The following is a 24,545-nucleotide window of genomic DNA, read 5'->3' as shown; positions in this document are numbered from 1 at the left end:
CCGCACAGGTGGGAACTGTGCGAACCGGAAGCGCGTCGGTGCCCCGTTCGCAGCGGGCCGACGCCACGATTGCACCGTCCGCCGGGAGGCCCCATGTTCCACGATCTGCTCCGACCCCTGTTCCACGTCGCCGTCGTCGCACCGTCCGTGCTCGTCCCGGTGGACGTCGCCGCGGGGCTCCTCGCCGTCGCCGCGCTGCTGCCGGCGTTCGGTCGTCGCTCCCGGCATCCGGTCCGCGGGCTGGTGGTCTGGCGGCTCGGCGGCGTGGCCGTCGGTGCCGTGATCGGCCTGGTCGCGGTGTGGTGGTTCGGGGACGTCCAGGACCTGTACGGGGTGTCGTTCACCCCTATCACCCGGATGTGGGTGGCCCTGGCCTTCGGCGCCGTCGGCCTGCTCGTCGTGACGGTCGTGCAGGGCGGCTGGGTCCGCCGCGTGCTCGGCGTGCTCGCGGCGGTGGCGGTGGCCCTGGCCGCCGTCCTCGGCGTCAACGTCGACTTCGGGGCGTACCGCACGATCGAGCAGGCCGTCACGACCGATCCGTACCCGTCCGGTCCGCTGGCACACGAGACGGGGGTGGGGCGCGCCTCCAGTCCGGTGGTCGACCCGGCCACCTGGCGGGCGCCCGCCGACATGCCGCGACGAGGGAAGGTGCTCTCCGTCGCCATCCCGTCGACCGTCTCCCACTTCCACGCGCGGCCTGCGGACGTGTACCTGCCGCCCGCTGCCCTGACCGAGCGACCGCCGACCCTGCCGGTCCTGATCAGCCTGGCCGGACAACCCGGCCAGCCGAGCGACATGTTCCAGGCCGGTCAGCTCGGGGCGGTGATGGACGCGTTCGCCGAGGCTCACCACGGACTGGCCCCGATCGTCGTCGCGCCGGACCAACTCGGGGCACCGGGCCGGAACCCGATGTGCGTCGACTCGCCCCTCGGCCGTTCCGCGACGTACATCATGACCGACACCACGAACTGGATCCGGCAGCACCTGCGCGTCGGGGCAGCGCCCTCCGCCTGGGGCATCGTCGGGTTCTCGCAGGGCGCGACGTGCGCCATGCAGTTCTCCGCCGCGCACCCCGACGTGTTCGGCACGACCTTCGCGATCTCGAGCGAGCTCGCACCCCTGAGCGGCTCCGTCCAGCACAGCATCCAGGTGGGGTTCGGCGGCTCCGCCAGCCGCTACGCCGCAGCGGCACCGCGGGCGATCATGCGGGCGCACGGGCCGTACCCGGGGCACCTGACCGTCTTCGCCTACGGCAGCGAGGACGACCCCTACGTCGCCTCGACCACGGCGCTCCGCGCAGCTGCGGACGCCGCGGGGATGCAGACCCGACTGTTGGTGTCCGAGGGCTCCGCCCACGACTGGAACACCGTGCGCTACGCCCTGCGCGTGGGGATGCCCGGCGTGATCGCGCACATGGGCCTCCGGTGAGCGCAGTGGCCGCGGCCCTCGCGTGGGCGACCCCGGGGCGACTCGTGCCGGTGGCCCGTCGGTACCCGCTGACGAGTGTCGTCTCGGCCCTGACCGTCGTCGCCGGCATCGCCGCCGTGGTGCTCCGCTGCGTCGGCGCGCTCGACGGACGGACGCCCGACACCCTGGGCGGGACGATGGGTCCGCTCGGCGTGGTCGCGGTGACGTCCAGCGTCGTCGGGTTCCTCGTCACCTTCATCGCCGTCGTGGTGTGCACCGGCGCGTCCGAACGGCTGCTCGGCTGGCGGCGCACCCTGCTCGCGATGGTCGTCACGACCGTCGTGGGGACCGGCCTCGGTGCCGTGCTCCAGCTGTTCGACGGAGCCCCGGCCAACCCCGGCTTCCTCGTGCACCTGGGACACGTCGGCCCCTGGACCTGGATCGTCGGGACCATCGTCACCGCGAGCGCGTTCGCCGGCGCCCTGTGGCGACGCCGGATCCGGGTCGTGTCGATCGCCGTCGTCGCCGCGCTGCTGCTCTACGCCGGACACGCGTCCGACCTGCACGCGGCGCTCGCCCTGGTCGTCGGCCTGGTGCTCGGCCGCGTGCTGCGACGGTCACCGGTACGGAGCGGCTGGACCCGGAGCTCCTCACGCGAGACCCGCGTGCTGCTGGTGGCCGCGGTCACCGTGTCGGCGGTCGGCCCCGTCCTCGCGCTCGTCACCGGTGCTCAACTCGGGCTGCTCGCCCCGCTCGCCGTGGTGCTCGACACCGGGCCGACCGGACGGATGCCGCACTGCTCGGTGACCGGGGTGACCGCCAGCTGCGTCCGAGCGCTCGCCGCGGTGCACCCGCACGGCCTGTTCCAGTCGCTGCTGGCCGTGATGCCGCTCGTGGTCCTGGCGGTCGGTGCGGTGGGCCTCCGGCGTGGCAGTCGGTTCGCGCTGTGGCTCGTCGTGACCGTCGACCTGGTCACCGGCCTCGCGACCGCCGTCTCGTACGGGGTGCTGCCCGAGCGGCACCATGCCGTCGTGCAGCGTCTGGCGTCTGACCACCTCGAGGTCTCGCTCTCGCTCATCGCGTCGGTGCTGGTGCCGATCGCCACCGCCGTGGTGCTCGTCCTGCGCCGCGCGGACTTCCCTGTCCGGACCGACCGGCGACGACTGCTGACCTTCGCCGTCACGATCGCGGGCGCGGCCCTGGTGCTCGCGGTCGTCGTCGTCGGCGTCGCCGTGGCTTCGGGCGACAGCGTGCGGGAGCCCCTCCACCTGGCGCTCGCCGTGCTCGGTCCGATCGCCCCCGTGACCCTGCCCACGCACCTCGGACAAGCCGAGCCGGCGCTGCGGTTCGTCGTCGGCATCTCGGGCCCGCTCCTGTGGCTCGCGGTGGCGATCGCCGCGGTCCGGCCGACCGGTGCCGGACGCTCGGACAGTGACCTCGACGGGCAGGACGCCGCGCGGGCGGCTGCTCGGGCGCTCCTGGTCGCCGGCGGCGGTGACACCTTCGGGTGGATGACGACGTGGCCCGGCAACGAGTACTGGTTCACCGAGGACGGCCGAGCCGGGGTCGCCTACCACCGCACCGGGAGCGTGGCCGTGACGACCGGCGGCCCCTTCGGACACGAGGACGCGCGGCTCGCGGCACTCGAGGGCTTCGCACGGGCCGCGGACGACCACGGCTGGACGCCCGTCTTCTACGGCATCGACGCCACTCTCGGTGCTGCACTCGCACGACTCGGTTGGACGACGCTCCCCGTGGCCGAGGACGCCGACCTCGACCCGCGCACCTGGACCACGACGGGCAAGCGCAAGCAGGACGTCCGCACGGCCGTGAACAAGGCCGCACGGTCCGGCACCACCGCGCTCTGGTCGGACTGGGCCTCGCTGCCCGGATCGGTCACGCGCCAGATCGAGGCGATCTCGGAGGAGTGGGTCGCCGAGCGCGAACTGCCGGAGATGGGGTTCACCCTCGGCGGCATCGACGAGATGCGCGACCCCGCCGTCCGGACGCTCGTCGCCCTGAGCGAGGACGGCACCGTCCTCGCCGTCACCAGCTGGCTCCCCACGTACCGTGCCGGGCAGGTGGTCGGGTGGACGCTCGACGTGATGCGCCGTGCGCCGGACGCCCCGAACGGTGTGATGGAGTTCCTGGTCGCGAGTGCGGTCGACCGGATGCGCGTCGACGGTGCCGAGCGTCTCAGCCTGTCCGCGGCCCCGCTCGCGTCCTCGGCGGAACCGCAGGGCTCCGGCCGGAGCGGCGTCGAATCGGTCCTCGACGTCGTCGGCGGTGCGCTCGAGCCCGTCTACGGGTTCCGTTCCCTGCTGCGCTTCAAGGCGAAGTTCGGGCCCGACCTGCACCCCCTGGTGATGGCGTACCCGGACCCGGTGGCGCTGCCCACCATCGGCGTCGCGATCGTCCGTACCTACCTGCCGGGGTTGTCGCTGCGCCAGGCGGTGGCGATCGTGCGGGAGCGGCGTCCGGCACGCGGAGTCCGGGCCGAGCCGCCGGCGGAACGAGTGGGCTGACCCGGACGGGTTCCGACCGCCGTCGGTACGTTCGGAGCATGGGAACCGAACGGGCCGACGGACCGGCCGTGGACGAGCACGATCCGTACGAACGCCGCCCCGGGTACGTCACGAGTGGCGACGGCCGGACCGACCGGATGACCACGGACATGTTCGTGGGCATCGCGGTCGGGTTCGTCCTGGTGATCGTCTTCGGGTCCTTCCACATCGTCGAATGGCTCGCGATCGGAGCGGCCGTCGTCATCGGCGCCGCGGTCTGGTTGGTCCTGCGCAGCCGGCGACGGCGTGCAGACCGCCGTGCAGGTCGGTCGCCCGACGCCGTCCCTCGTGCTCGGGACCGCGCGATCGCCGAAGCGAACGGTGGGCGCCGGTTCTTCATCGCCCAGAACCCGGTCGTCGTCATCGTGATGGGCGCCGTCTTCATCGCTGTCGCGGTCGCCCCGCTGCTGTTCGGTGGGGTCTCCATCGGCCGGATCGTGACCGGGGTCATCGTCGTCGCGAGCGGTGTCGTCTGCATCGTGCAGGGGATCGGCACCCTTCGGGTGCGTCGTCGGGAGCGCAGCGGCGGCTGATCCCCGGTCGTCAGGCATCCGGGGGCCGGTGGAGGTCAGCGTGTTGACGAACAGGGGCCGCGAGACCTGGCGGCCGTACTGGCCCTGGGAAGACTGATACGTCGTCGACGCGATCCCAGGGCGGACGGGAGGCCCGGTGCCAGCTGGCACCGTCCCTCCAGGCTCGGCCGTCACCCCGCTGGCGCGGTGCGCCGGTACCGGCTGGAGGGGCCGGGCGGAGGTGCGTGACTCAGTGACCGGCGCCGAGGTTTCCGGCGAGGCGCGCGTGGAATGCCCGGCTGGCGTCGTTCATCCCGCGGATGTCGACCCGCTTGCCGTGCGCGTGGTACTTCGTCTCGATCGAGTCGAGGGCGGCGACGGTGGAGGCGTCCCACACGTGCGACCGGTTCATGTCGATGACGACGAGTTCGGGGTCGCCGACGTAGTCGAACCGTGTGGTGAGTTCGTTGCTCGATGCGAAGAAGAGTTCACCCTCGACCAAGTAGATCGCGTGCTGCTCACCACTGTCGGCGGTCTCGATGCTGCGGGTCACGGAGGTGAAGTGCGAGACCCGGCGGGCGAAGACGACCATCGCCGCGATGACACCGATGATCACGCCGATGGCGAGGTTGTCGGTCGCGACAACGATCACGACGGTGAGGACCATGACGATGGTCTCCCCGACGGGCATGCGCTTGAGGGTGGAGGGCTTGATGCTGTGCCAGTCGAAGGTGCCGACGGAGACCATGACCATCACGGCGACGAGCGCGGCCATCGGGATGACCGCGACGACGTCGCCGAGCCCGACGACGAGCACGAGCAGGAACACCCCGGACAGGAACGTCGAGATGCGGGTGCGGGCGCCGGATGCTTTGACGTTGATCATCGTCTGGCCGATCATCGCGCAACCACCCATGCCGCCCATGAATCCTGAGCAGATGTTGGCGATGCCCTGCCCGATGGCTTCGCGGGTCTTGCGTGAGCCGGTGTCGGTGACCTCGTCGACGAGCTTTGCCGTCATCAGGGACTCGAGGAGCCCGACGAGGGCCATGGCGAGGGCGTAGGGGGCGATGATCGTGAGCGTCTCGAGGTTCAGCGGGACGTTCGGGATGAACAGCGTCGGCAGGCTGTCGGGGAGCTTGCCCTCGTCGCCGACGGTCGGGATCGCGATGGACGCGAGCACGGTGACGAGGGTCAGGACGACGATCGCGACCAGCGGCGCCGGGATCGCCTTGGTGAGCCGGGGCAGGAGCACGATGATCGCGATGCCGACGATGGTGATTGGCCAGACGAGCCAGTCGACGCCGATGATGTTGGGCAACTGAGCGGTGAAGATCAGGATCGCGAGCGCGTTGACGAACCCGACCATCACCGACCGGGGCACGAACCGCATCAGCTTCGCAGCTCCCAGCCCGCCGAGGATGAGCTGGAACACGCCGCCGAGCAGGACGGTGGCGATCAGGTAGTCGATGCCGTGCTCCTTCATCACCGGGGCGACGACGAGGGCGATGGCGCCGGTCGCACCGGAGATCATCGCGGCACGGCCTCCGACGATCGAGATGACGACGGCCATCACGAACGCCGAGAACAGCCCGACGCGGGGATCGACGCCGGCGATGATCGAGAACGAGATCGCTTCCGGGATCAGCGCGAGGGCGACCACCAGGCCGGCGAGGGCCTCACGGGTCAGCAGGCGCGGGCTCTTCAGTGCGGACAGGACGGTGGGGCTGGTGTGCACCTGAGCTGGTGCGGGCGTGACCGTTGTCACGGTTCTCCTTCGATGAGGGGGCGGACGCTCCGCGCCCGCAGGGGAATGTCGTGGGGCGCTGCGTCGCGCACGCCGGCCGCGGGGGAACGAACCGGGAACCCGAATCTTCCGTTGCGGAAGAGTTGGTCCTGTCCGACTCTAACGCAACGGAAGGGTTGCTGCGCAAGGGTCGGTACGATCGGTCAGGACCGGGCAGCCGGGCGGAAGGTGGCAGCAGTGACGGACGCGGCAGGTGCATCGACGATGCGCATCGGTGAACTCGCCGAGCGGACCGGTCTGTCGATCCGGACCGTGCGCCACTACGACGACGTCGGCCTCCTCCATCCCACCGGCCGGACCGAGGGCGGCTTCCGGCTCTACTCCGACGACGACCTGCAGCGTCTCCTCGTGATCCGCCGGATGAAGCCCCTCGGCTACTCCCTCGAGCAGATGGCCGAACTCCTCAGCATCGTCGACGGGCTCCAGACGGCGGACGGCACTGCGCGCGACCGGCTTCAGGCGCAGCTCGACGCGTACATCGTGAACACCGAGGATCGCCGAGCAAAGCTCGCCCGCAACCTCGACTGGGCGGACGAGTTCCTCGGCATCCTGCGACGACACTGATCGATCAGCAGCAGACACCAAGCGCGGAGCGGAATCTGCGAGCAGAGCCGCGGAGATGCGCAGCAGGCTGTTCAGACCGTGGTTGTTCGTTGAACGACCGGCTGGTGAGACCCGGGCGGTCAGACGGCGTGAGTCCGTGGCGTCGGTACTGTCCCCGTGTGAGCCCTAGGCGACTGGCCCGATTCCGCCCTCAGCGGTCATGGTGCGCTCGAGCAACGTGCGACGCAGGGTCGCCACCCTGGACCTGGCCCGATCTGGAGCGACCACGGCCATGACGTTGATCCCGTCCGCTGCCATCTGCACGGCCGTGATCGTTGCAGCGTCCAGGCCATCGAGCGCCAGCTCCCGATCCCAGTAGTCGATGTCATCGGTGAGCAGTGCGGCAATGCTCGGCTCGGTCGAGAGCGCAAGCCACAGCGACAGAGAGGTCCCCGGATCCCGGTCATCGGCGACGAGGTCGCAGACAGCGCGGACGTAGGCGCGGAGGAGCTTTCCCGGAGCGTTCTCAGAGAGGTCCACCCGCTCAGCGACCGCCTCACGGAACCAGGCGAACGAAGCGATCCCGAGCTCACGGATGAGGGCCTCTCTGGACGGAAAGTGGTGCAACCATGTACAACTGCACGCTCACCGACGACACGGTGGGCTCCTCCTACGTCAGCAGCGGGATGACCGACAGTCACTGAGCACGGTTGGTGCCGGTTCCGAGCGGCGTTCCATGAGCCGCCACGATCCGCCGAGCAGCGGCGTGAGCGTCACGACCGTGTACACGACCGCGACGACGGCGAAGGTGGCCTCGACCCCCACGCCGTCGGCAGCGAGCCCGGCGACCAGGCCGCCGACGGGGATGCCCGCCCACGCGCCGGCACCGAGCAGGCCGAACACCCGCGCGCGCATGTGCTCCGGGATCCGCTCGAGCTCGACGGCTCCGAGGATCGGGTTGATCGAACCGGCCGCGAGCCCGGAGAGCGCGGCGGACGCGAGCATCCACGGCAGGCCGAGCCCGAGCGCCGGGACGACCAGTGACGGCCCACCGGCGAGGACGAAGCACAGGGTGAAGACCAACCGTCGTGGCACGCGGTGCGCCACGTACCCGAAGGCGACGGAGCCGAGGAACGCCGCACCCCCGAAGACGCCGGTGACGAGCCCGAGTGCCTGCGCGCCGCCGAGCTGCTGGTCGGCGTAGAGCGGGAGGAGCGTGGTCGAGCGTGCGGCGTCGAGCAGGTTCGTCACGAGCACCAGCGCGACCACGAGCCGGAACAGGGGATCGCGGACGCAGAACCGGAACCCGTCGGCGATGTCGCGCCAGTACCCCTGCGACTCCACGGGCTCGCCTGACTCGACCGGCGCCACCGCGCCGCGGACCGTGAGCGCCGTGAGCAGCGCGGCTGCCCCGAAGGTGATCGCCACGCAGGCCAGGCCCGGCATCGGACCGAGGACGGCGACCAGGGTCCCACCGAGGGGCGCACCGATCAGCACCGACAACCGTGACGACGCCTCGAAGTGGCCGACGGCGCGTTCGAGCGGCACGCCTGCCGCGGTCGCGAGCCCCGGCAGGAGCACCCGTCGGGCGGACTCACCCGGGGTGTCGAACAGCCCGCTGACGAACACGAGCGCGAGGAGCGCCCAGAACGGCAGACCGACGGTCCAGGCGAGCACCGGCATCGCGAGCAGGGTGAGCCCGCTGATGACGTCGGACGCGACACTCGAGCGGACGAACCCGACCCGCTCCACGAGGGCGCCGCCGAACGGACCGCCGAGCACGATCGGCACCGTCGCCATGAACGCGGCGATGCCCACGTCGGTGGCGGAGCCGCCACGCGCGAGGACGGCGAACGGCACGGTGATGGTGGTGACGACGTTCCCGATGCGCGACACCACCTGCACCGCGAGCAGTGCGCGCAGTTGCGCGCGGGGGCTCAGGCGCGCGGCCATCGGTACGCCTGGTTCAGCACGAAGACCTGCTCAGAGCCGTCCCCGGCGTGGTGCTCGGCAGCGACACCGGCCCAGCGGTCCACGACGCCGCGGAGTTCCTCGCCCATGTCCTGGAGCTCGGCTGCCGTCAGGCGGAGCACGCGGTCCGAGCTCGAGGACGCCGACACCCACTCGCGTCCGAGCGTCGGCGCGAGGTCGACGAAGGCCTCGTAGTTCGCGGCGTACACGCGGGCGACCGCGTGGTCGAGGGCGTTCGTCGCGAGCAACCGCTCCGGGTCGTCGAGCGCTTCGGCAAGCTCCCACACGGAGGCGTCGTGTGCGGCTCGCCACCAGCGCTCACGGCGGTCCGTGCCCGCGTCGGGAGTGGGTTCGATGAAGCCCGCGGCGGCGAGTCGGGTGCAGTGGTAGCTGATCGTGCCCGGCGCCTCGTCGATCACCTCACCGATCGTCGCAGCGGTCTGCGGGCCGCTCGCACGCAATAGGCCGAGGATGCGCAGGCGCGTCGGGTGAGCGAGGGCGCGCATCTGGGCGGGGTCGTCGATCCGTCCTTGGGTCATGGTGCAACCCTACATGCACAAGAAGTCTTGTGGAGTTCGCCCAGTGTTCGGCGTCGTCGTGCGACCTCCGCACCTTGTGGCCCTCTCATGGCGCGGGGCGTCCCGCCGACCTACCGTCTACTTGTCAGACGATCGTCTGTCGAATGGACCTCTGGAAGGAACCTGCTCCATGCGTCACGCTCCTCGCCTCCGCCGGACCAACGCGCTGCTGATCACCAGTGGCGTCCTGACGGCGGCAGCGCTCGCTGTCGGGGCAGCCGGGCCCGTCTCCGCGGCCAACGCCGACGGCGCGGCGCCCGCCCAGTCCGTGGCCGCCGTGTCCTCGCCGTCCCGCGGTGACAGCTATGTGGCCCTCGGTGACTCGTACGCGGGCGGCTTCGGCGTCGCCCCCTACGGCTCGGGTCCGGCGGCCGGCTGCTTCCAGTCCACCACCGACTACCCGCACCAGGTCGCGGCATCCCTGGGTCTCCGGCTCGATGACCGCGCCTGCTCCGGTGCCACCACCGGCAACATCACCCGGGTCCCGCAGGCGACCGGTGTCGGCAGTGCCACCGCGCCCGTCCAGGCCGACGCGCTGTCCAAGGACACGGACGTCGTCACGGTGTCGATCGGCGGGAACGACCTGGGCTTCACCGACGTCATCTCGAACTGCGTCGCGCTGGACAAGGACGGCCCGGTGTTCTCGGAGATCCACGGCAAGACCTACGACCACTGCAAGGACTACTACGCACCAGTCGTGCACGGCGTCGAGCGGGACCGTCTCGCAGCGCGCATCCACAACACGGTCGCGCCACGGCTCGCGCAGACGTTCCGTGTGATCGCGCAGCGTGCGCCGCGGGCGAAGGTGTTCGTCGTCGGCTACCCGATGATCGCGCCGGGCTCGGCGCAGTCCCCGAAGGGGTGCTTCTCGAGCCTCCTCGGCGACTCCGGACTCGAGCCGCCGTTCCCGCAGAACGCGTTCCCCTTCACCGCGACCGACACCGCCTACTTCCACCGCACCCAGAACGCGCTCGACGCAGCGGTGAAGGCTGCGGCGCAGGCTCGTGGCTTCACCTACGTCTCGACGCTCCAGGGCTCTGCCGCGCACACGCCCTGTGCTGCGTCGGGTTCCGCCTGGATGGCAGGACTCACCCTGACCGATCGCGGTACCGCCGCGAACAGCACGCCGCTGGCCGGTACGAAGTACAGCATCCTGTTCGGCGCACTCCACCCGAACGCCGCCGGCGTCGCGTACCTGCGTGACCAGACCAAGGCCGCGATCGTCCGATCGCGCTGACGCACCAGCGCCTGTTCGTCGCGTCGTCGACGCGACCAGCAGGCGGACGGGAGGCCCGGTGCCAGCTGGCACCGTCCCTCCAGGCTCGGCCGTCACTCCGCTGGCGCGGTGCGCCGGTACCGGCTGGTGGGGCCCACCTCCCGTCCGTCTCGTGTGGACCACCGGGCGTCAGGTCGCCAGCGCTCGACATGTCGTCGGACCGTGACCCGGCAGGGCGTCGCGTTGAGCCATGCTCGTCCTGTGCAGAAGCCACTCGTCCTCGCCGCCGCCGGACTCGCGCTGGTCGCGCTGCCGCTCCTGTCGGCGTGCAGCGAGCAGCCAGCTGACCCCATCGCATCCGCCCGCACACTCGCCGATGCGCCCGAGTGGGTCAGCAACCCGAGCGGTACCGACTGCGGTGACGTGGAGCTCGAAGCCGACGGTGCGCTCCCCGCTGAGAGCCTGAGGTGCCTGCAGGACGCGAGCGAAGCGGGCGAGGTGGCCTCGCTCCAGTGGGTCCGGTGGACGACCGAGGGTGATCCGACCCCGTCCTTCGTCCGGACGGCTGGTGCAGGGGCCACGGTGGCGTCGACTGCGGCGTACGACACCTACGGCCAGGGTGGGTGGAGCGAGTACGGGTGCACGGACATCGCGGCGTTGCCGAGATGCTCGGACGTGGGGGAGTAGCGGCGGTTCCGGTTGCGGATGGTCTTCGGAGACTGCTTCTCGTGAGTGAAGGCGTTCACCGTGGGATGCTGATGCATGTGCTCCTGCTGACCGAAGCCCTGCGAGGTGACTGGCTCGTGAAGCGAGCCGGTCGATGGGCGACCGTCGGCGGTGTCGCTGGCACGGGCTTCGAGGCGTACGCGCGGCTGCTGCACCCGGTGGATGCGCACCGTACTGACCCGAACACGGTCGACGAGTGGGGCAATCCCGTCGATGTTGAGCACACGCGTTGGCGGTGGGCTGAGGTTGCGCGTCGTAACGGCCGGGTGATGCATCCCCTGGTGCAGTGGTTCCGCATCAGCGATGACGAGCAGACGAGGGACTGGTCCGATGGGTGGAGTGTCGGTCAGTCGGACGATGGGTGGTTCGACCCGGAGGACCTCGCGGTCCTGACCACGCACCTGCGGGCCGCGACACGGACCCCGGACAATCTGGTCATCGGAGCTTGGGAAGGCACCGGCAACCCGCCATGGGCCGAGGGAGGCCGGAACACACGCGCGCGGGCTCGCATGCAGATGCCGTGGCCCGGTCGGGACATGTGGTTGTTCAGCTCGAGCCTGCGCGAGCTTGCTGACCCATCGTGGGCGCAGCGCTCCGTCCCCGGATGGGGATGCAGTCGCCCCCAGCAGGAAGGGCCCTACACGTCGCTGATCTGGCCCGGGGATCACACCTGGGTCGTCGCTTCCGAGGAAGACTGGGACTCGACGATCGTCGCCGGCTCACGCGCACTCGTCGACAGCATCCTCGCGGACGATCACTTCGAGGCCTTCGAGGTGCACGAAGACGACGACCTGAGCTGGGACGGCGATCTCCTCAACCCCCGCCGACAGCCGACGTCAGAGCTCTGAGGCGACCAGACCCCGGTGAGGAATCGGCTACGGGACGGTCACGGGCTCGCTCGCTCGCTCGCTCGCTCTTTACTTTCGCGCGCTTGTGACTGTTCAGCGGTTAGATGAGCAGCCCGATGGTGAGCACGACGATCCCGCCCGCCGTGAGCAGGGCCGGCCCCGCGACCCGGCCGGGCGCGGGCCGTTCCGTCGTACGTGCGAAGAAGGCGGCGACGAGCATCGACGTCGCGCCTCCGTAGATGAGCACGAAGGCTTCGGGAAAGAAGCCGATGATGTGGACCACGAGCCCGGCGAAGACCGTCAATGCCGACGTGAACAGGTGGGCTCTGGAAGCTGCTGGGAGCACAGGCATTGCTCGTGTTCTGAGGAAAAGGCCGATCAGGCACCAGATCGAAGCTGTCGCGAAGAGCGCGCCGCTGATCGAGACGATCGCGGCTCCGATCACGTCGAGGTTCACGCGTTACACCGTTCCGGTAGAGCCGTGTTCGGGTGTTCCGAACCAGGCGGCGAGTGCCTCTGTGAGGGAGGCGGGGTCGCTGTGGGACCAGGCGACGAATCCGTCGGGCCGAATCAGCATCGAGGTCTGTTCGTGCGTTGCGGCAAGCGGCACGTAGTCGACGCGGTCGTTCCATGGAGCGATGGTGTCGCGGTACGTGCCGGTCGCGTCGACCAAGATGGGGTGGGCGGTGCGGAGCAGTTCCGGGATTCTGCTGATGGTCCCGTCGGCGAGTTCGACCCGTTGTGACGGTGCAAACCATCCGGTGGGGCCGTCTGGGTTCGCGGGACTCGTGTCGTAGCGGACGTCCGAGCCGGCGAGGAGATCTGCGATGCGCTGCACGGTGGTCGTGTCTGCGAGCATCTCGGCGAAGAGGTTCCGGAGGGCGGTGACATCCGAGCCGGGCGCCATGAGCGCGGTCTGCGCTTGGGTCTGCATGAAGACGCGTTGTCCGAGCGGGCGCCGCTCTGTCTCGTAGGTGTCGAGCAAGCTCGCGGGGGCCCAGCCGTGGAGGCTGGCGGCGAGTTTCCAGGCGAGGTTCGCCGCGTCCTGGAGCGCGAGGTTCAGGCCGGGTCCGCCTGCGGCAGAGTGCACGTGTGCGGCATCGCCGAGGAGGAAGATCCGCCGGTCGCGATAGCGGTCAGCGACGCGTGTGTTCCGACCGGTCAGACGGCGCAGCAACGTCGGCTCACCGTCGGCCGGCGCGTTGAGGTCGAGACGGACGCCGAGGACGCGCTCGAGGCTGTCCTCCATCTCGTGCAATGTCATGGCTGCTCCCTCACCGGGGAAGCTGCGGTCAGGCTGGTCCTCCCATTCCGCGGTGTAGACCAGCGGGTGCTCCGGGTCACGGAGGGCGATGGTGACGACGCCGGTTTCAGTGCGGTGGAAGCTCTCCGCGATCTCTCCCAGACCCGCGACGTGCACTTTCCCGGGGCCGGCGGGCGTCAGCTGCTCAGTTGGCGAGATCAGGGCTGTGCGGTCCACGATGTGGTGGTCGGTGTTGCCAGGGAAGCCGATACCGGAGAGCTTCCGAACAGTGCTTCGCGCCCCGTCACTACCCACGAGGTACTGCGCCGACACGGTGCTCTCTGCTCCGCTCGCGACGTCGACAACGTCGACGGTGACGGAGTCGCCCTGTTGGGTGAAGGAGCGCATCTCGACGCCGCGACGGATCTCAACACCGAGTTCTGCTGCGCGGTCGTTGAGCACGCGCTCGAGGTCGCGCTGGTTGATGTGGAGCAGGTACATCGGGTTGCGGTCGCCGAGCGTGTGGAGCGGCAATGGCAGCGCTCCGAAGAAGAAGCCCGGAGCCGGCTCCGGGACGGCCCTCCCAGCACACCGCTCGAACAAGCCGCGGTGGTCCAGTAGTCGGACGACCTGCCCGGTCAAGCCGTGCGCCTTGTCCCATTGGTTGATCTCGGGGAGGCGTTCGAGGACGAGGGGGTTCACACCCGCGAGCTTCAGCTCGCAGGCGACGAAGATGCCCACGGGGCCGCCTCCGACGATGACGACGTCGTACATGATGGTCTTCCTTCTGACGAAGAGTGTGGGATCAGTGGTCAGCGGAGGTGATCGAAACCGTCGCCGAGGACTTGGAACGCAGCTCGGAGGAACGGCTGGAGGGGTTGTGGCTCCGCGCGCGCCGCCCAGGACTCCAGCGTTGTCAACAAGGTCGAAAGCGCAGCGGCGGACACCAGGCCAGGAATGGGATCCTCCGGTGCTGCGTCTGAGCGCGCCGCGACGGCGGCCGCGAACACTGCGTTCGCTGCGCGAGCACCTCGATCGACGGCTGACTGCATGCCCGGCGTCGACAGCACTGCAAGCAGCCCGCTCTGCTCCTCCCGGGACGGGGTCGTCGTCTCTTCTGCCTCGTACGGCGCGAGCAGCGCCTCCGTGATGGCAGCCCACAACGGCTCCTCGAGTGGCCGCTGGAGCAGATCGTCGGCTGCCCTGCGCACGCGTTGCACGTGGCGGTCCGCGATCGCGTCTTCCTTGCTCGAGAAGTAGTTCCCGAACGTCCGCCTCGACACTCCGACCCGACCGACGATGTCCTCGACACGGATGTTGTCGAGCCCCCGCTCCCGAGCGAGCAGCACAGTCGTCACGCTCAACGCGTCACGGATCGCTGCCTTCTTCTGGTCACGGAACGAGACCTCGTCTGTCATGACACCAAACTAGAACATATTTGCCCATTGGGCAAATTTACTCAATGGGCAACCTGGACCTCGGGGCATCGCTTCACAGACGGTCGATCACGAGACACTCATCGACCCGGGCGAGAGCGGCGTGCCCGAGTGGAACGACCGTTGCGCTCGCCCGGTAGCCTCCTGCGCTTGGGCATCTCCGACTTCGACGTTGCACCCAGCGCCGGTTCGCGGTTCGGGGTGGTCGTGCTCGGAGTCGCGAGCGCGGTCGCCGGAGTTCTCGCCGTCATCGGATGGCCACTGCCCGTCATCTCGTCGACGCACGGCCGAGGTCAGCACGCGTGGGCGCGCACCGTCCGTGAAGTCCAAGACTGGTTCGCGCACGACGGCTGGCGGATGTCCGGCGCATCGTGGATCTACGGTGCTCTGGCGGTCGTCGCCGTGGCCGCCGCTGTCATCCTGCTGCATCCCGCCTGGAGCGGCCGCCGCGCGTTGCTGATCATCGTCGTTCCGGCCGGGGTGCTCCTCGTGTTGGGCCCCGCGCTCCAGCGGGGTCTCGGGCTGCCATGGTCGAACTACGGAAGCGGATCGGCCGGCGGGACGGCCATCGGCATCGTCGTCACGGTCGTGTGCGGCGCCGTGCTCACGGGGGTCCGTCAGGTCCTGCGGCGAAGAGCCCGCCGCGACGAAGAGGCGCCCGCCCGCTGAGGAGGCCGAGGTCGGAGCCAACGGCTACTGCGCCGGCGCGAACTCCGAATCGGCCTTGCTGGTTACCGCAAGATCGGTGAGGAACCGTCGTGTGGGCCGACGGTCCGGCAGTACGGTCCGGGAACAGCCTGACTCGAGGCTGCGAGAAGCCGACCCGAAGGCGACCCGATGGACAACTGCGACGAGCGACGGCCTGGCGCCCTTGCGTTCAAGAAGCATCTCGGCGAGCAGTTCGGCGGTGATCTCCGGTGGACACGAGCAGCTCCGGTCACGCCACGACTCCACGGCGCGGTGAAGGCGACTGCCGTGCGAGCGCACACCGCCGGCGGCTCGAACGGCGGATTCCGTCAGGTCGTTGCTGAGCCAGTCCCGTTGCGGTTCGAGATGGCGGGCATGGGGCTGTCCCTCGCCGGCCTGGGTGTCGCGATCGGATGCGGAGTCGCGCGCACGATCGGCCAGCAGATCCTGCCAGTCGCGAGGATCATGGATCCCGAGGCGGGCGACGCGGAGCTCGACGAACGCGGCGTGTTCGAGGCACAGCTCGCCGAGGTGCTCACGGAGTCTTGGCCTCTCACCGTGGAACTCGCTGCAGAGGAGCTGGCGGCGGACACCATCATCATGCCCGTCGTCGGTGATCGCGTGCACTACAGCCGGGGTTCCGGGCACCTCATCGGGCTGCAGGGAGTCGTCGTCGAGTCCGAAGACGGACAAGCCCTGCCGCGCGGGCTGCGGTACGTGCAGCTCGACGGTGAGGCGTGGCCGATCGTCGTCACGGTGGTGTCCCTGGACCGGATCTAGCTGTTGCTGCGAACAGGAGCCGGTCCCGGCACGAGCGCCGCGATGTGCTCGTGCCGGGGCCGCCGTCAAGCGGCCGGGCTGAGGAGGCGACCGGTGAACTCGCGCAGGGCCCGCACGGCCCGCTGCGACAGCGTCGCGTCGGGCATCATGCTCGTCGATCCGTGGAACGCTCCCGGCCACACGTGCAGTTCCGCCTGGACTCCTGCCGCCCACAGCGAGCTGGCCCAGGCGACGGTCTCGTCGCGGAACACCTCGGTGCTGCCGCAGTCGATGTACGCGGGCGGGAGCCCGGTGAGGTCGGTCGCGCGGCCCGGTGCAGCGTAGACGGAGACGTCTTCGCCACCCCGCCGGTCACCGAGGTAGGCGTCCCAGCCGAACCGTGTCATCTCCCGGTCGGCGACCCCGACACCGTCGAACTGCCGAGCCGACAGTGTCGCGTCGCGGTCGTCGAGCATGGGACTCACGAGCACCTGGCCGAGGACGGAGGGCCCCTGTCGGTCGCGGGCCAGGAGGGCCGTGCCGGCGGCGAGACCGGCACCGGCGCTCTGCCCGACGAGGACGATGCGCTCCGGGTCGATGCCGAGTTCGTCGGCGTGCTCGGCTGCCCAGACGAGACCGGCGTAGCAGTCCTCGACCGGGTACGGGTCCGGGTGTTCCGGCGCCAGGCGGTAGTCGGGGCTGACCAGGACGACGTCGTGCACCAGCAGCCACTCGTCGTAGGAGTCGAGGTTGCCGAGGTGGTGGCCGAACATCATGCCGCCGCCGTGGATCGCGTAGGCCAGGGCAGCCGTGCCGGTTCGGCCGGCGCGTTGGATCACGGCGAGGTCGATCGGGTCGCCGCGGTGCCCCGGGATCGTGACGCTGCTCCGCTCGAGGCCGCGAGCACGCAGTCCTTCGTCGAGCTGCGCCTCCGTCATGTCCAGTTGTCGCATCTGCGGCAGCATCTGGGTCGTGAGGTGGAAGCGGCCTCGCGCGTCCATAGCCGTGAGGAAGGGCACGAACTCGGGATCGAACGGCGGGCGGGGGAGGGCGATGGTGTCAGGCACGGGAGGTCTCCTCGGTGATGGTGATCGGGTCGGTGTGTGCAGGGGTGGTGTCGGCAGGTTGGGACGGGGCCTCGTCCTCTGGTTCGACGGTGGGCCGGGCTCGGAGCATGCCGACCACGACGAGCAGCGCTGCGACCGCGGCGAGGCCGAGGCCGGCGACGGTGAGGGCGTCCTGGAAGCCCTCGAGCCGGGCGGCGGTCCAGGTGGTCGTGGTGATGCTCCCGGCGACGAAGGCGGCGACGATGGTCCCCGCCGCGGCGACGGCGGCACCGCCCGCGAGCTCGCTCGAGGTGTCGACGAGCGCAGCTCCGACGGAGGTGCGGTCCGCGGGCAGTCCCGTGAGGACCGACGCGCCGGCGACGACGCCGACGACCCGCATGCCGGCTGCGACGAGCACGAGCGCGACGAGCACCCACGGGTACCCGTGCCGGCTCAGGGCGCCGAAGACCGCGAGACCGGAGACGACCGAGACGGCGCTCATCCAGGCGGCGCGGCCCAGGCCGACCCGCTGCACGAACGGCCCGACGAAGCGGCCGCCGACGAGCAGCACGACCACCTGCGGCAACGTCCCGACGGCGGCCAGCGCCGGCGGCCAGCCCCAGGCCAACTGCAGCTGCAGGGTCACGAGGTACGACAGTCCGGCGACGGCCAGACCCGACGCGGCCTTGAACGCGAGGCCGCTCGAGACGAGTGGTCGGGCGAGCAGGTGCAGGTCGATCAGCGGGTGCTGCGCGGTCCGCTCACGGGCGACGAACCCCACCGCGCAGGTGGCGGCGAGGGCGAGGACTGCCCAGCCCCACCAGCCAGCGGCTCCGGACTCGACCAGGATCGTCGGCGCCACGAGCGCTCCGGCCGTGGTCACGGTGCCGAGCAGCGCTCCGACCACGTCGACCGGATCGCGACGGAGCTCCGCCGCCTCGTCGCGGGCGACACCCAACCGGACGCCGACGAGTGCAAGGACCGCGATGGGCACGTCGGCCAGCAGCAGCACCTGCCACGGCGCGACGGCGAGCACGAACCCGCCGACGGTCGGACCGATGGCCAGCCCCACGAGCCCGGCCGTCGAGATGACGGTGAGCGCCCGCACCCGGAGGCCTTCGTCGTCGAAGAGGCGGAACGCCAGCGCCATCGACCCGGGCGTCGTCATCGCCGCGGCGACGCCCATCGCGACGCGCACGGCGATCAGTTGCTCGGTCGACGTGACCACCGCCGTGGCGAGGCTCGCCACGGCCAACAGCACGAGCCCGGCGAGCATGACCCGACGGCGTCCGATGCGGTCGGCGACGGCGCCGAAGAGCAGCATCAGCCCTCCGAAGGCGACCGAGTAGGCACCCGAGACCCACTGCAGGCCCGTCGTCGACGAGCCCAGGTCGCGGCCGATCGTCGGCAGGGCGACGTTGAGCACGGAGTTGTCGAGCATCTCGAACAGGAACACCGCGGACAGCCCGGCGAGGGCGATCCAGGCGTCGCGCAGACGAGGCGACGAGTCACCGGCGCGTACGTGCCCGGTGGTGAGAGCGGGACTGGGGGACACGATGGCGCACTCCTTCGAGGGAAGAAGTGGCGACTCGTTCGATGCCGCGTGCTGGTGCGTCGCAGATCGCGGCGCCTTTTACCTCAGTGATCGAGACCATACACGGACTGCCCACTCGAGGAAAGTCCGCGGTGGACGTCCCGGTTGCTGCCGTCGCAGTTCGAGGTGGGAAGTGGCAGGACCTACCCTGGACGGATGCTCTCCCGCCGCGAAGCCGCCGTCCGGCTCGACATCCCCCTCGAGATGGCGACCCGCCACGGCATCCCGTCGCGCCTGAGCGAAGCGGAGCTCGACGCGATCGAGCAGGACCCGCCCGCCTGGCTCGTCCAGTCCCGCGCCAACCGCACCGGCACCAAGAAGGTCTGGACGCGCCTGGAGTGCGTGGTCTGCGGCTTCGACGAAGAGGCGCGCCCGAAGAAGTGGTGGCCCGAGTGGGACTACCTGATGTGCGACTACCACGCCCCGTACCAGGCGCCCGAGCCCACCACCGGCCTGACGCGGCGCGAGGTCGAGGGCATCGGCAGCCGCTTCATCGCGCTCGTCGACGAGAAGCTCTGAGCAGCAGCACGATGCACCTGCTGAGCAGGTCTCCTCTCCCCGAGGGCTGAGCGGCCCCACCGCGTCGTCCGGAACCCGCCAGCTCGTCCGCGCTCGGACCGCTGGGATCGAGGGGTGAACACGACTTCGACCAGAGCCGCGACCTTCCACGGACTCCACGACCACCCATCCCGGCCACTCGTCCTCGTCAACGTCTGGGACGCCGCGAGCGCCCGAGTCGTCGAGGATGCCGGCGCGACCGCGATCGCCACGACCAGTGCGGGCGTCGCCTGGTCCCTCGGGCGACCGGACGGCAACACCCTGACCCGGGCGGAAGCGATGGACGCGGTCGCGCGGATCGCGGCTTCGGTGTCGGTGCCGGTCACCGTCGACCTCGAGTCCGGGTACGCCGACGACGCGGACGGCGTGGCGCGCACGGTGGACGCGGTCCTCGAAGCGGGCGCCGTCGGGATCAACATCGAGGACGGCAGGTTGCATCCGGATGCGCTCGCCGACCGCATCGGGGCGGCCCGGCGCGCGGCGGAACGAGCCGGGGTGCCCCTGTTCGTCAACGCACGGACCGACGTCCACCTCGCCGGTCTCGTCGATCCCGAACGACGCCTGGCCGAGACGCTCGAGCGTGCTCGTCGCTACCGCGGAGCCGGCGCGGACGGCGTGTTCGTCCCCGGAGTCCGAGACGTCGAGACCATCCGTGCGCTGGTGGAGTCGATCGATGGCCCGGTGAACGTGATGGCCGGTCCGGGGTCGCCGACCGTGTCGGAACTCGCCGGGATCGGTGTGGCCCGCATCAGTCTCGGTTCCGCCGTCGCGCAGGCCGCGTACGCCGTCGTTCGGCAGGCCACGGCCGAACTCCTGACCACCGGCACCTACGACTCGCTGGCGGCCGGGGTGGACTACGCGGACCTGAACGCGCTCTTCTGAGCGGCGCGCGTGACGCCCGGAACATGACCACGCAGACGGACGGGAGGCCCGGTGCCAGCTGGCACCGGGCCTCCCGTCGGCCGTGTCGTGGACCTGCGGACGCTACTCGGTCGTCGAGACCCAGTCGATGAGCAGGTTGCCCTTCTCGCCCCAGTTGCCGACCTGGAACATGAAGCGGTGCGGGGTCGTCGGCACGTCGTGCGTGATCGTGCCGAGGACCTTGCCGTCGACGCTGTAGGTGACGGACTGACCGGGGACCCAGTCGACCTTGTAGGTGTGCCAGTCGCGCCACGAGACGCCGGTGCCGAGCTGGACGCGCTCGGCTTCCTTGCCCGGGGTCATCGAGTGGTGGAACACCGAGGGGCTGTCCTCGAAGTTGCCCTCGGGGAAGTCGATCTCGCCGTCGGCCCACACGTTCGACGTCGGCCACAGCATGAAGGCCGCGCCGTTGCCGTCGCCGCCGGTCGCCTTCGCGCGGACCGAGAACGACCCGCCGACGTGGTCCCAGGCGCCGTCGGAGGAGCCGAAGGTGCCGGCCGCTCCGGCACCGGTGCCGAGGGCGACGTCCATCACGCCGTCGTGCACCGACACGGTCTTGCTCGGCGCGTAGATGCCCGAGGTGCCGTCGGGGTAGGCCTGCCACGACTGCGGGTACAGCGACGAGACCAGGCCCGTGACGGCGTCCTTGCTGAAGTCCTCGACGAACGAGGCGTCCGGTGCGATCGCGGACAGGTCCGCGAGGGATCCCTCCGCTTCGGGCGCCGCTTCCGGCGCGGCCTCGGGAGCGGGCTCGGCGACGGGGGCGGAGTCCTCGATCGGCGCGGAGTCCTGCTCGGGCTCCGCATCCGGGGTCCACTCGTCGGTGGGGGCCGGGGTCTCCGTCACGTCCGGGGCCGGCGTCGGGGTGGGGTTCACCGGGGCGTTGTGCCAGCGGCGTTCGCCGTCCCAGCCCCACCAGGTGCGGGCGGAGGCGGCGGTGGGGACGCCGAGGACCAGGGCGCCGGCGGTCGCGACCGCCAGGATCGCGCGGTGGCGGATCATCGGGTGCCCCCTCGGGTGGTCGGGGGTGTCGGGGTGGTCCGTGGGGTCGTGCCGCGCGAGGGCGTGCACGTGCTTCGGGTCGAGATGTCGGGCTCCTCGTGGATGCTCGGGCGCAGGATGCGGGGAGGGACGGACGCATCAGCCGGCCGGATGCCGAGGGTTTCGTTGACACGTCCACGGACATCTTGCATCATTTGTGACCCGTTCGGGGGGCGTCACGGAAATCGACCGACGAACGCCCGGTGTCCGACGGCCGAACGTGCACGGTGCAACGCGCGACGAGCCGACGGGTCAGACCCGGGGGATCGGCTGCAACCGCTGCAGCTGCGTCACGTGCCCCGGCTCGAGCTCGTCGAGCGAGGCGACCCCGAGCAGCCGCATGGTCCGCTCGATCTGCTCGGACAGGATCTGGATCATCCGGTCCACCCCGGCCTCGCCGCCGGCCATCAGCCCGTACAGGTAGGCGCGGCCGACCATCGTGAACTTCGCGCCGAGGGCCACGGCAGCCACGATGTCGGCGCCGGACATGATGCCCGTGTCGAGGTGCACCTCGGTGTCCTTCCCGACCTCCTTGACCACGGCGGGCAGCAGGTGGAAGGGCACCGGGGCGCGGTCCAGCTGCCGGCCGCCGTGGTTCGACAGCGTGATGCCGTCGACCCCCAGGTCGGCCAGCCGCTTGGCGTCGGCCAGCGACTGCACGCCCTTCACGACGACCTTGCCCTGCCACTGGTCGCGGATCCAGGCGAGGTCCTCGTAGGTGACGGTCGGGTCGAACATGTGGTCGAGCAGCTCGCCGACGGTGCCGGACCAGCGGTCGAGCGACGCGAACGCCAGCGGCTCGGTGGTCAGGAAGTCGAACCACCACCACGGCCGGGGGATCGCGTTGACGATCGTCTTCGCGCCGAGCTGCGGCGGGATCGAGAACCCGTTCCGCTTGTCCCGCAGCCGCGCACCCGCAACGGGGACGTCCACGGTGACGAGGAGGGTGTCGAAGCCGGCCTGCTGGGCGCGGGAGACCAGCGCCATCGACTTCTCGCGGTCCTTCCACATGTACAGCTGGAACCAGTTGCGCCCGTGCGGGTTGGCGTCGCGGACGTCCTCGATCGCGGTGGTGCCCATCGTGGAGAGCGAGAACGGGATGCCGGCACGTCCGGCGGCCCGGGCACCGGCCCGCTCGCCCTCGGTCTGCATCATCCGCGTGAAGCCCGTCGGCGCGATGCCGAACGGGTACGACACCGGCGCCCCGAGCACCTGGCGCGAGGTGTCCACCCTCGACACGTCCCGCAGGATCGCCGGGGTGAACTCGATGTCCTCGAACGCCTGCCGCGCGCGGGCCAGTGAGATCTCCGCCTCGGCCGCACCCTCGGTGTAGTCGAACGCGGCCTTCGGGGTGCGGCGGGCGGCGATGTCCCGCAGGTCCCAGATCGTCAAGGCCTGTTCGAGGCGCTGACGCCGACCCGGCAGCGAAGGCTTCTTGAACTGCATGAGCGGCGCGAGGTCCCGCACCGTCGGCAGCTGCCGCTTGACCCGGGTGCGAGCCGCGGACGTGGACCCGGTCGCGGGCGCCGGTGCGCCGGTTGCGGGGTCGATCCGGTGCTGGTCGTCGGTCGTGGTCATGCGTGGCTCCTGACGGGGGATCGATCGGGATCGGCACGCGACGACGCCGAGGGGGTGTACCGCACGGGCTCGACGCTCCGTGCGACGATGCTGCGGAGTGCCTCCAGTGAAGCCCCTCCGAGGCCCGCGAGGCCGACGGCGCGCGCCTGCACCAGCACGTTGCCGAGTGCGGTGGCCTCGACCGGGCCGGCCACGACCGGCAGGCCGGTGCGGTCCGCGGTCAGCTGGCAGAGCAGGCGGTTCTGCGAGCCGCCGCCGACGACGTGGACGACCCGGATGGTCTTGCCGGTCACGTCGGCGATGGTGCGCAGGGTCTCGGCGTACGCCGTCGCGAGCGACTCGAGGATGCTCCGGACGAACTCCGCGCGCGACGCGGGGGCGCTCAGCCCGTGCGCCGCGCACCACGCGGCGATCCGCGCCGGCACGTCGCCTGGTGCCGTGAACGACTCGTCCGCGGGGTCGAAGACGGGGACCGGGGCGGTGACGGCCGCGGCGGAGGCGAGCAGGGCCTCCAGGTCGACGTGGTCGCCACCGCGCTCCCAGGTGCGGACGCTCTCCGACAGCAGCCACAGTCCGGACACGTTCTTCAGGAACCGGACGCGGCCGTCGACACCGCCCTCGTTCGTGCAGTTCGCGCGTCGTGCCGCGTCCGACAGGACGGGCGCGTCGAGCTCGACGCCGACGAGCGACCACGTGCCCGACGAGATGTAGGCGAAGTCCGGCTCCGTCGCGGGGACCGCGACGACGGCGCTCGCCGTGTCGTGCGAACCGACCAGCGTCACGTCGGCCTGCCCGCCGACGAGCGCGGCGACGGACGGCAGCAGGGGGCCGAGTCGGTCGCCCGGGTCGCGCAGCGTGGGCAGCAGCCCGGCCGGGAGGCCCGCAGCAGCCCGCACCGCCGGGTCCCACCCACGGGTGGTCGCGTTCAGGGCCCCGGTCGTCGAGGCGTTCGTGCGCTCGGCCGCCTCGACCCCCGTCAGCCAGTACCCGAGCAGGTCGGGGACGAGCAGCGCACGCTGCGCGAGCTGCAGCGACGGGTCGGCAGCCCACTGGAACAGGGTGTTGAACGGCAGGTGCTGCAGACCGTTCCGGGCGTACAGCTCGGCGGCGGACATCCGGTCGTGCACGGGGACGACACCGCCCTGGTGCCGGTCGTCGCGGTAGTGCGACGGCAGCCCGAGCAGTCGGCCGTCGCGGAGCAGGCCGTAGTCGACCGCCCACGAGTCGATGCCGATGCCGGCGATCGCGGGGTGCTCGGCGAACGCACGCCGCAGCCCCTCGGTCACCTGTCGGTACAGCTCGACGACGTCCCAGTGCAGGGCGTCGCGGCCGGTGTCGGCGTCGCCCTCGTGCAGGGTGACGGGGCCGTTCGGGAACCGTGCGACGTGGTCCATCCGGACCCCGTCGGAGTCGACGTGGCCGACGATCACCCGGCCGCTGGTGGCCCCGAGGTCGACCGCGGCGACGCTGCCGCTGGTGTGCATGCTCTGCTCCTGCTCGGTGTTCGTCG

The 24,545-nt window shown here is 70.8% G+C and carries 23 protein-coding genes; 11 read left to right on the top strand and 12 right to left on the bottom strand.

Annotation, left to right across the window (positions count from 1 at the left end; translation table 11 throughout):
• The first annotated feature begins 93 nt into the window (after window positions 1–93).
• From BIU89_RS15130 to BIU89_RS15120, 3 genes are read left to right on the top strand one after another with little or no spacing between them, the layout of a single operon-like run.
• Window positions 94–1,428 carry an alpha/beta hydrolase gene (locus BIU89_RS15130; RefSeq protein WP_083404404.1) on the top strand — a complete coding sequence of 445 codons (1,335 nt, stop codon included), beginning with the start codon at window positions 94–96 and terminating at the stop codon, window positions 1,426–1,428.
• Window positions 1,425–3,932: a bifunctional lysylphosphatidylglycerol flippase/synthetase MprF gene (locus BIU89_RS15125; protein ID WP_139179243.1), complete on the top strand. Its 2,508-nt coding sequence runs from the start codon at window positions 1,425–1,427 to the stop codon at window positions 3,930–3,932. Before BIU89_RS15130 ends, BIU89_RS15125 begins: the two co-directional genes overlap by 4 nt.
• Before the next feature lie 38 nt (window positions 3,933–3,970).
• Window positions 3,971–4,504 (top strand): hypothetical protein, encoded by a 534-nt coding sequence (locus BIU89_RS15120; protein ID WP_071247783.1) that lies wholly within the window; start codon window positions 3,971–3,973, stop codon window positions 4,502–4,504.
• A gap of 229 nt (window positions 4,505–4,733) precedes the next feature.
• Here BIU89_RS15120 and BIU89_RS15115 read toward each other — a convergent pair whose 3' ends face one another.
• Window positions 4,734–6,251, bottom strand: a complete 1,518-nt coding sequence (locus BIU89_RS15115; RefSeq protein WP_071247780.1) for a SulP family inorganic anion transporter — start codon at window positions 6,249–6,251, stop codon at window positions 4,734–4,736.
• A gap of 216 nt (window positions 6,252–6,467) precedes the next feature.
• Between BIU89_RS15115 and BIU89_RS15110 the strand changes: the two genes are divergently transcribed.
• Window positions 6,468–6,854: a MerR family transcriptional regulator gene (locus BIU89_RS15110; protein ID WP_071247777.1), complete on the top strand. Its 387-nt coding sequence runs from the start codon at window positions 6,468–6,470 to the stop codon at window positions 6,852–6,854.
• 165 nt (window positions 6,855–7,019) lie between these two features.
• Here the strand turns inward: BIU89_RS15110 and BIU89_RS15105 are convergent, their stop codons facing one another.
• The 3 genes from BIU89_RS15105 to BIU89_RS15095 all read right to left on the bottom strand — a co-directional run bounded on the left by BIU89_RS15105 (window position 7,020) and on the right by BIU89_RS15095 (window position 9,343).
• Window positions 7,020–7,373: a hypothetical protein gene (locus BIU89_RS15105; protein ID WP_139179241.1), complete on the bottom strand. Its 354-nt coding sequence runs from the start codon at window positions 7,371–7,373 to the stop codon at window positions 7,020–7,022.
• Between the two features lie 135 nt (window positions 7,374–7,508).
• Window positions 7,509–8,786, bottom strand: a complete 1,278-nt coding sequence (locus tag BIU89_RS15100; protein WP_071247772.1) for an MFS transporter — start codon at window positions 8,784–8,786, stop codon at window positions 7,509–7,511.
• Entirely contained in the window at window positions 8,771–9,343 is a 573-nt protein-coding gene (locus tag BIU89_RS15095) for an ArsR/SmtB family transcription factor (RefSeq protein WP_071247770.1), read from the bottom strand. The genes BIU89_RS15100 and BIU89_RS15095 overlap by 16 nt, the downstream gene beginning before the upstream one ends.
• Window positions 9,344–9,512: 169 nt before the next feature.
• On the opposite strand from BIU89_RS15095, the gene BIU89_RS15090 reads away from it, so the two are divergent.
• From BIU89_RS15090 to BIU89_RS15080, 3 genes are all read left to right on the top strand, one after another.
• Complete coding sequence (locus BIU89_RS15090; RefSeq protein ID WP_071247767.1) at window positions 9,513–10,619, top strand: SGNH/GDSL hydrolase family protein; 1,107 nt, start codon at window positions 9,513–9,515, stop codon at window positions 10,617–10,619.
• Between the two features lie 240 nt (window positions 10,620–10,859).
• The gene (locus tag BIU89_RS15085; RefSeq protein WP_071247764.1) at window positions 10,860–11,285 is read left to right on the top strand and encodes a hypothetical protein; all 426 of its coding nucleotides are present in this window, start codon (window positions 10,860–10,862) and stop codon (window positions 11,283–11,285) included.
• 41 nt (window positions 11,286–11,326) lie between these two features.
• Window positions 11,327–12,172, top strand: coding sequence for a hypothetical protein (locus tag BIU89_RS15080; protein ID WP_139179239.1), 846 nt, complete (start codon window positions 11,327–11,329; stop codon window positions 12,170–12,172).
• A gap of 100 nt (window positions 12,173–12,272) precedes the next feature.
• Here BIU89_RS15080 and BIU89_RS18265 read toward each other — a convergent pair whose 3' ends face one another.
• Genes BIU89_RS18265 through BIU89_RS15065 form a run of 3 tightly spaced genes read right to left on the bottom strand, consistent with a single transcriptional unit; the run spans window position 12,273 to window position 14,833 of the window.
• Window positions 12,273–12,629, bottom strand: a complete 357-nt coding sequence (locus BIU89_RS18265) for a hypothetical protein (protein ID WP_139179237.1) — start codon at window positions 12,627–12,629, stop codon at window positions 12,273–12,275.
• 3 nt (window positions 12,630–12,632) lie between these two features.
• Entirely contained in the window at window positions 12,633–14,189 is a 1,557-nt protein-coding gene (locus BIU89_RS15070) for an FAD-dependent monooxygenase (RefSeq protein ID WP_071247758.1), read from the bottom strand.
• 38 nt (window positions 14,190–14,227) lie between these two features.
• Complete coding sequence (locus tag BIU89_RS15065; RefSeq protein WP_071247754.1) at window positions 14,228–14,833, bottom strand: TetR/AcrR family transcriptional regulator; 606 nt, start codon at window positions 14,831–14,833, stop codon at window positions 14,228–14,230.
• 168 nt (window positions 14,834–15,001) lie between these two features.
• On the opposite strand from BIU89_RS15065, the gene BIU89_RS15060 reads away from it, so the two are divergent.
• Window positions 15,002–15,520: a hypothetical protein gene (locus tag BIU89_RS15060; RefSeq protein WP_027466200.1), complete on the top strand. Its 519-nt coding sequence runs from the start codon at window positions 15,002–15,004 to the stop codon at window positions 15,518–15,520.
• 168 nt (window positions 15,521–15,688) lie between these two features.
• Complete coding sequence (locus tag BIU89_RS15055) at window positions 15,689–16,318, top strand: hypothetical protein (RefSeq protein ID WP_139179235.1); 630 nt, start codon at window positions 15,689–15,691, stop codon at window positions 16,316–16,318.
• 65 nt (window positions 16,319–16,383) lie between these two features.
• Here the strand turns inward: BIU89_RS15055 and BIU89_RS15050 are convergent, their stop codons facing one another.
• Window positions 16,384–17,364, bottom strand: coding sequence for an alpha/beta hydrolase (locus BIU89_RS15050; RefSeq protein WP_071247749.1), 981 nt, complete (start codon window positions 17,362–17,364; stop codon window positions 16,384–16,386).
• Window positions 17,357–18,898, bottom strand: a complete 1,542-nt coding sequence (locus BIU89_RS15045; protein ID WP_071247746.1) for an MFS transporter — start codon at window positions 18,896–18,898, stop codon at window positions 17,357–17,359. The genes BIU89_RS15050 and BIU89_RS15045 overlap by 8 nt, the downstream gene beginning before the upstream one ends.
• 195 nt (window positions 18,899–19,093) lie before the next feature.
• Here BIU89_RS15045 and BIU89_RS15040 point away from each other — a divergent pair, with 195 nt between their 5' ends.
• Together BIU89_RS15040 and BIU89_RS15035 are read left to right on the top strand one after the other, a co-directional pair.
• Window positions 19,094–19,456 carry a hypothetical protein gene (locus BIU89_RS15040; protein ID WP_071247743.1) on the top strand — a complete coding sequence of 121 codons (363 nt, stop codon included), beginning with the start codon at window positions 19,094–19,096 and terminating at the stop codon, window positions 19,454–19,456.
• Between the two features lie 114 nt (window positions 19,457–19,570).
• Complete coding sequence (locus BIU89_RS15035; RefSeq protein WP_071247741.1) at window positions 19,571–20,377, top strand: isocitrate lyase/PEP mutase family protein; 807 nt, start codon at window positions 19,571–19,573, stop codon at window positions 20,375–20,377.
• 102 nt (window positions 20,378–20,479) lie between these two features.
• Here BIU89_RS15035 and BIU89_RS18985 read toward each other — a convergent pair whose 3' ends face one another.
• The 3 genes from BIU89_RS18985 to BIU89_RS15020 form a co-directional block, all read right to left on the bottom strand.
• Complete coding sequence (locus tag BIU89_RS18985) at window positions 20,480–21,418, bottom strand: glycoside hydrolase family 16 protein (RefSeq protein ID WP_254791656.1); 939 nt, start codon at window positions 21,416–21,418, stop codon at window positions 20,480–20,482.
• Between the two features lie 291 nt (window positions 21,419–21,709).
• Window positions 21,710–23,035 (bottom strand): alpha-hydroxy acid oxidase, encoded by a 1,326-nt coding sequence (locus BIU89_RS15025; RefSeq protein ID WP_217642838.1) that lies wholly within the window; start codon window positions 23,033–23,035, stop codon window positions 21,710–21,712.
• Window positions 23,032–24,519, bottom strand: a complete 1,488-nt coding sequence (locus BIU89_RS15020) for a rhamnulokinase (RefSeq protein WP_071247736.1) — start codon at window positions 24,517–24,519, stop codon at window positions 23,032–23,034. The genes BIU89_RS15025 and BIU89_RS15020 overlap by 4 nt, the downstream gene beginning before the upstream one ends.
• Window positions 24,520–24,545 lie beyond the last annotated feature (26 nt).

This window comes from Curtobacterium sp. MCBA15_005, assembly GCF_001864855.1.
Taxonomy (GTDB): domain Bacteria; phylum Actinomycetota; class Actinomycetes; order Actinomycetales; family Microbacteriaceae; genus Curtobacterium; species Curtobacterium flaccumfaciens.
This window is presented reverse-complemented; position numbering and strand designations above follow the sequence as displayed.

Excerpts from the sequence above, each read along its gene's own strand:
- BIU89_RS15130 (WP_083404404.1), top strand. The coding sequence starts at position 94 with ATGTTCCACGATCTGCTCCGACCCCTGTTCCACGTCGCCGTCGTCGCA.
- BIU89_RS15120 (WP_071247783.1), top strand. The coding sequence starts at position 3,971 with ATGGGAACCGAACGGGCCGACGGACCGGCCGTGGACGAGCACGATCCG.
- BIU89_RS15100 (WP_071247772.1), bottom strand. The coding sequence starts at position 8,786 with ATGGCCGCGCGCCTGAGCCCCCGCGCGCAACTGCGCGCACTGCTCGCG.
- BIU89_RS15095 (WP_071247770.1), bottom strand. The coding sequence starts at position 9,343 with ATGACCCAAGGACGGATCGACGACCCCGCCCAGATGCGCGCCCTCGCT.
- BIU89_RS15090 (WP_071247767.1), top strand. The coding sequence starts at position 9,513 with ATGCGTCACGCTCCTCGCCTCCGCCGGACCAACGCGCTGCTGATCACC.
- BIU89_RS15070 (WP_071247758.1), bottom strand. The coding sequence starts at position 14,189 with ATGTACGACGTCGTCATCGTCGGAGGCGGCCCCGTGGGCATCTTCGTC.
- BIU89_RS15065 (WP_071247754.1), bottom strand. The coding sequence starts at position 14,833 with ATGACAGACGAGGTCTCGTTCCGTGACCAGAAGAAGGCAGCGATCCGT.
- BIU89_RS15055 (WP_139179235.1), top strand. The coding sequence starts at position 15,689 with ATGGACAACTGCGACGAGCGACGGCCTGGCGCCCTTGCGTTCAAGAAG.
- BIU89_RS15040 (WP_071247743.1), top strand. The coding sequence starts at position 19,094 with ATGCTCTCCCGCCGCGAAGCCGCCGTCCGGCTCGACATCCCCCTCGAG.
- BIU89_RS18985 (WP_254791656.1), bottom strand. The coding sequence starts at position 21,418 with ATGATCCGCCACCGCGCGATCCTGGCGGTCGCGACCGCCGGCGCCCTG.
- BIU89_RS15025 (WP_217642838.1), bottom strand. The coding sequence starts at position 23,035 with ATGACCACGACCGACGACCAGCACCGGATCGACCCCGCAACCGGCGCA.
- BIU89_RS15020 (WP_071247736.1), bottom strand. The coding sequence starts at position 24,519 with ATGCACACCAGCGGCAGCGTCGCCGCGGTCGACCTCGGGGCCACCAGC.